The following is a 5,292-nucleotide window of genomic DNA, read 5'->3' on the forward strand; positions in this document are numbered from 1 at the left end:
AAAAAAAGAAAAAGCTTGAGCAGGAGTTGAGCGATCTAAATGAAAAAGAATAACCACAATATCGTAGATAATATCCAGTCATTACTTGATTCAGATATTACTGCATATAAAATACAACAAAGCACTGGAATAAACCGTAGTACCATCGGACGATTAAAAAAAGGTGAGATAGAAATAGTAAAGTTGTCTTTAGAGAACGCGTTAAAATTAAATCAATTTTGGGAGGAAATGAAAATGGAAATAGTTAATAATGAAGTAATTGAAACATTTGACGTGAATACAGATAATATTGTTGCAGATGGTGAGCATGAATACGTACTAAATAAAATTACTTTTGGTGATGGAACTGTTAAGTATGAAGCTAATTTAGAAGTTGATGGGTTAGGCGATGTGTACGAAGCTAAACAGTTTGATACGGAAGAAGAAGCTAGAAACTATATCAAAGAGGAAGTATAATGAAGTTTTCCTATGATTATGATCGGCTGTTGAGTGAACTGTATAGCGATTTAGAAGAAGGTTTAATAGATAAAACGGATATGATTAAAATTGTTCGTGGTGAAAAGTATTCAAACGAATACTATCCAATCATTGATTATTACTATGATGATGAGGAACCAGAAGAACATTACGTTGAATTAAGTGTAGAACGTGTTATTGCCGAGATGGAGCAATATAATACTATTTTATAGCCCCCACTAAGTGAGGGCTTTTTTATTATAGATTACCTTTGTTCAATCTACGTTGAAGTTCTTTCACCATTGTAGACGGCTCGCTGATCTTCTTATCATAAGGTGTTCCAAGATATTTTTGCAATGCACCTACTGTGTTGGGACCAAGTAGACCATCGGCTTTGGATCCGATCTTACGTTGTAATGCATGAATCACTATGCTACCATCCTTGCCATCACCGAACTTAATACCGCTAGTGATTGCATCTGTAGCCTGGTTGTGTACTTGATCGCTCATATAACCATCTTCTGTTGTTCCAAGTGCATATTGCAATGCTCTAGTTGTTTTGCTTCCCCAGTAGCCATCAACTTTAAGGTTTGCGCCACCTTTCCCTTTGAATGGAGCGCTTGCTGTACCGCCAAGATTAGGTTTTTTTCCTGCCCGTAGTTGTGCTAGTGATAGCCCGCCAGTCATTTGTAAATGTGGATAGTCTTTAAAGCTAGACCAATCGCCGCCCCATTCAAATCCAAGAGACTTACCAATAGCCGCAACACGTCGCCAGTCTTTGTTTACATCCCAAATAGCTTTTTTCCCGTCATTTGATACTAAGAAGTAGTCTACAGCTAGTCCAAAGTTATGGTACGATTGACCACCACGAGCATTAGTTACTACATTACCTTCAGCCGTTCTTCCTTTAGCGTATAACACATTTTGTTCTGCATGGCTACGGTAACCGTCTGAAATTTGAACTAAAATACCTTCCTTGTATGCGCGTTTAATCAATTCAAGCGTTGCTTCCTTAACGACTGAATGCACTGCTCCCATATTCCTTTCAGAACGATCTAACAATGTTTTTAATGATACTGTCACAATAAATCTCTCCTTTTGTTTTAATTAAATTAAAAAGGACACTACCTAATTAAGCAGCATCCTTTGTTCTTCCTTGTCTTTTATTAACCGCTAATTCAAACAATCCTGTTCCAGCCAACCCTGCAAAGCCACCTGCCCATAATCTCATGATTAATTCTAAGTCGGTAAACGGATAAGAAGCAGCGCCTACCGCTAATCCAACGACTAAGCTGATCATTGGCACAATGTTCTTTGGAATGTTCACAGTACGTTTCACTAATTCAACTAAAGAAGTAACAATCGGCAACAGCACCGTTGCAAAAATTAATACTTGTTCCACAGGTTCTCACCTCCTTTCAAAGATATTGGCTAAGCAAAACAATTAACGTAATTAAAGCAAAAAGCCATCCGCCCCATAGGCGAACAGCTTCTAAAAATTTAGATTTACCTTTATTTATGTTTTGTGCTTCTTTCACTTGTTTCTTAACTTCTTCAACTTCTTCTCTAACAAGACCAACTTCTTCACGTAAGCCATTGTATTGCTTAATCATTGACCGTGTTTCTTTCATCTCAGATCTTAAATCCTTAAAATCTCCTTGTATAGCATTGATCTGTTCAAATAAATCTTTGTTTGTATACCACTGCTCATTCGACATGCTCGACCCCCTAACGGCATAATAAAAAGCACACTATATAAGTGAGCTTTAAATTTAAATATATTTGTTAATTAATTTGTAAAACTGAGTATAAAAAAACCGTATTTCTTTTAAACACAATTCTAAGAAATCAATGACTTTTTTATTAGAATCCTTAAATACTAAATACCCTTCTTTTACTACAGTAAGTTGTGAACGTAATAAAGGATTTATGTCACCTTCTAATGTTCCGTCACTTTTTATTTTAAAATCTCCTGATGGAATTCCGTCAAAATAACTATCTTTTATAATTATATTAGTATTAGTGGCACTTATAAAATCACCTATATTTATTGTTGTACTTGAAGATCTATCATGAGTTGATAATTTATCATGCTTGTTTTGATTAGTAATATCACACATGTAGCTTAAGAACTTTTTATCATAAGGCCTATTATAATCTTGCATTTTTTCAATTAATTTGTAAACTGAATTATCACTTCGTAACCCCGGAAAATTATTGTGAATATTTCGTTCAAAAATGTCTCTTCTATGACCATAAGGGAAATAAACTTTATTATTTCTACTTTTTGACTTCTTTTCTCTCTCTTCAGGAGACAACACTTTTTCAAAAGTATCTTGAGCACAATACTCTAAAATACTTCTACAGTGTTCTAAAAAACTCTTAACTTTTGGCATCATAATATCTTTTTCATCTGATTCCACTAACTTAACTTCTTTAGTTTTTATATCATTTATTATCTCTTCTAGTTCTTCAATAATTAAATCACAGTGCTTTTTTCTCATTTTAAATCCTCCTTTTTTATTGCATTTCGACAAAAAGAGGTAATTTCCTGCATAAAAATAACCTAATTAAACTTACGCAGGAACTTCTAATATTCTATCTGAAACTTTCTGTCTAACAATATTTCTAAGCGCATCAATAGTACTGTTATCGTTAAATTCTTGTGGCGTTAGTGGAATATAGCCATTAACAGTAATTGTTCTTTCATCATCGTTACCTCGAAAATTCACGCGTACATTATCAACTACACCATCTTTATAATTCATACTTACATTTATAATGGTAATATTCATTATTTGTCATCTCCCTCTTCAAATTGATCACACAAATAATCATAAATGACAGCTTCTTTTCCACTATATGCTTTATCACATTCATCAAGTGCCCATTTTACGGTTTTCAACATATCTTGATGATCGCCACCTTCAATGACTATTTCCTCTTCATATAATTCTTGGATGTCTTTTTGAAATGCTTCTTGATCAGCAATGTCATATTTTTCATCTTTAATGATTGGCTTGTCTCCCCCATCTTTATTTGCATGTTCTTCAGCTAGTTGCTTACGCTGCTCTTCTACTTCTTTTGATCGTTCGGCCAACAATTTAATAAACTTGGTACGATGTCTTGACTGTTTACCTTTTAAAGCCAAATCAAAAAGCAGGCTTGTCGCCTGCCCTAAATGCGCATTTTTAATTGTTACTTGCATTAAAGCCCCTCCTCTAGTTTTGCTACTTTTTGTTTTAATACCTGATTTTCCTGCTCAAGATAATTTATACGGTCTGCGTGATCATCTGTGATACTAAGTAATTCTTGCTCTCCTTTCCAAAGTAACGACATCATACCGTAATGGTTAATTGCTTCTTCTCCCGCAATTTCAGCAGGACTTTCTTCTAATATTAGCCCAATTGATTTTTTATCATCTGGACCATCGTTATTATAGTAATAACTGTATACAGGTGTTGCTGTGATTTTATCTAGTGCATTAAAATCTAAAAGTTCAATATTATTCTTAATACTTCTTGATGAGGCGCTATAGAAGTCTTTACCGGTAACACGAACCCAAGAACTTGTCGTTCCAATTTCAGTGGCTTTAACTTCTCCACCGGGCATTGGTCTTATATATAAATGTGTGCCAGAACCATTATGATCAATTACGTTTGTTCTTACATAGTGTGCACCATCCATTGTCAAGTGACTGGTAATTTGACCGTTCAAAGAAAAATTTCCCGTTAGTATCTCTAAACCGCCAGACAATTGCACACCCGGTTCACCAAATCGACTATAGTAATCACTTGCATCTAGACCCATCCCTAAATCTCCCGAACGTAAAATCAAACCTCTATCGCTAGCAATAATCGAATCCGTATAATACTGATAGATTTCGAGCGCCCTGTTATTGTTGTTATCTTTAAATACAAGCGAAGCAACATCTCCGTGATAACCAGAGGTTTGTTCGACGTTCATCTCAATACTGCTGTTCGCACCGTCAAATACAAACCCGTTAGCATCTATAGTTATACTTCCATTAGAACCTGTTTGATTAAAAGATGAACCGTTAATATTCACACCATTAATCGTCCCGGCATTAATCGCGCCTAGGTTTCCCGTTATATCCGATAAAACCGTAACTGCACCTACTAAATTAATTTTGTCTGCCTCGATAGTAGCTGATTCACTCGTTAGGTTAATAGCTGATATGACACCATTTTTTTCTACTCTTAATTCAATCTCATCAGCAAGTTGTGTGATTTCAGATTCAGCATAGTTTAACACGACATCAATATCTGCTTGAACATCTTCTGGTGCTGGTGTCCAGTCAGTAGCTTTGTCACCTTTAGCTAGCATGACTCGAACATCTTCTTTTGGCCTGCCATTTAAAAAATCAGATCTAAAAACAATTCTGAAAAAAGCAGGAACCTTATCTGTAGGAAGAGTGGAAGGACCGTAAGGGTAATTATAATTTTCATCTGGAACAATAAAATTATCTTGATAACTTAAGGCGCCTACATATTCTTGATCAGCATTGTAAAACATCAATTGGTCTATTTGATAATTACAGCTAAATTTATCTCCAACAGAACATTCTATATACCCACTAAGTAAACTTCCTACTTCACCAGCTACGCGTCCGTTGCTCCATGAAAGAATTTTGTCTTCCATTGCTTCTGCAATGACAAAATAGTTCCTTCCGCCAATCTCTAAATCACCAATCGCACCTTCCACGTAACTTGCTTCGACCTTACTTGCGATTTGATCAGCTTGTACGCTAAGTGTCGCAGAATGATCGTCCACAATACCTGCAACTGTATCTACTCTGCTACTGTCTGCTTTTAA

9 protein-coding genes are annotated in these 5,292 nt (G+C 35.4%); 2 read left to right on the top strand and 7 right to left on the bottom strand.

The features are described from left to right. Positions 1-39: 39 nt before the first annotated feature. Together DES48_RS15525 and DES48_RS15530 are read left to right on the top strand one after the other, a co-directional pair. Positions 40-456 carry a helix-turn-helix domain-containing protein gene (locus tag DES48_RS15525; RefSeq protein ID WP_113870208.1) on the top strand — a complete coding sequence of 139 codons (417 nt, stop codon included), beginning with the start codon at positions 40-42 and terminating at the stop codon, positions 454-456. Further along, positions 456-689, top strand: a complete 234-nt coding sequence (locus DES48_RS15530) for a hypothetical protein (protein WP_113870209.1) — start codon at positions 456-458, stop codon at positions 687-689. Before DES48_RS15525 ends, DES48_RS15530 begins: the two co-directional genes overlap by 1 nt. A gap of 25 nt (positions 690-714) precedes the next feature. Here DES48_RS15530 and DES48_RS16475 read toward each other — a convergent pair whose 3' ends face one another. The 7 genes from DES48_RS16475 to DES48_RS15565 all read right to left on the bottom strand — a co-directional run. Further along, positions 715-1,539: a M15 family metallopeptidase gene (locus tag DES48_RS16475; RefSeq protein ID WP_281269254.1), complete on the bottom strand. Its 825-nt coding sequence runs from the start codon at positions 1,537-1,539 to the stop codon at positions 715-717. Between the two features lie 49 nt (positions 1,540-1,588). Beyond that, positions 1,589-1,858, bottom strand: a complete 270-nt coding sequence (locus tag DES48_RS15540; RefSeq protein WP_113870210.1) for a holin — start codon at positions 1,856-1,858, stop codon at positions 1,589-1,591. 16 nt (positions 1,859-1,874) lie between these two features. After that, positions 1,875-2,174, bottom strand: a complete 300-nt coding sequence (locus DES48_RS15545) for a hypothetical protein (protein ID WP_113870211.1) — start codon at positions 2,172-2,174, stop codon at positions 1,875-1,877. A gap of 54 nt (positions 2,175-2,228) precedes the next feature. Beyond that, entirely contained in the window at positions 2,229-2,960 is a 732-nt protein-coding gene (locus tag DES48_RS15550; protein ID WP_113870212.1) for a hypothetical protein, read from the bottom strand. A 72-nt stretch (positions 2,961-3,032) separates the two neighbouring features. Beyond that, a complete protein-coding gene (locus tag DES48_RS15555; protein WP_113870213.1) occupies positions 3,033-3,251 on the bottom strand; it encodes a hypothetical protein in 219 nt (72 codons plus the stop codon). Beyond that, positions 3,251-3,664 carry a DUF1617 family protein gene (locus tag DES48_RS15560; protein ID WP_113870214.1) on the bottom strand — a complete coding sequence of 138 codons (414 nt, stop codon included), beginning with the start codon at positions 3,662-3,664 and terminating at the stop codon, positions 3,251-3,253. The genes DES48_RS15555 and DES48_RS15560 overlap by 1 nt, the downstream gene beginning before the upstream one ends. Then, on the bottom strand, positions 3,664-5,292 hold a 1,629-nt coding region (locus DES48_RS15565; RefSeq protein ID WP_211318500.1), incomplete at its 5' end, for a tail fiber domain-containing protein. The genes DES48_RS15560 and DES48_RS15565, both read right to left, overlap by 1 nt.

The sequence above is a fragment of the Paraliobacillus ryukyuensis genome (assembly GCF_003315295.1).
In the GTDB taxonomy this organism is placed as follows: Bacteria; Bacillota; Bacilli; order Bacillales; family Amphibacillaceae; genus Paraliobacillus; species Paraliobacillus ryukyuensis.

Coding starts and splice junctions, on each gene's coding strand:
- DES48_RS15525 (WP_113870208.1), top strand. CDS start 40: ATGAAAAAGAATAACCACAATATCGTAGATAATATCCAGTCATTACTT.
- DES48_RS15530 (WP_113870209.1), top strand. CDS start 456: ATGAAGTTTTCCTATGATTATGATCGGCTGTTGAGTGAACTGTATAGC.
- DES48_RS15545 (WP_113870211.1), bottom strand. CDS start 2,174: ATGTCGAATGAGCAGTGGTATACAAACAAAGATTTATTTGAACAGATC.
- DES48_RS15550 (WP_113870212.1), bottom strand. CDS start 2,960: ATGAGAAAAAAGCACTGTGATTTAATTATTGAAGAACTAGAAGAGATA.
- DES48_RS15555 (WP_113870213.1), bottom strand. CDS start 3,251: ATGAATATTACCATTATAAATGTAAGTATGAATTATAAAGATGGTGTA.
- DES48_RS15560 (WP_113870214.1), bottom strand. CDS start 3,664: ATGCAAGTAACAATTAAAAATGCGCATTTAGGGCAGGCGACAAGCCTG.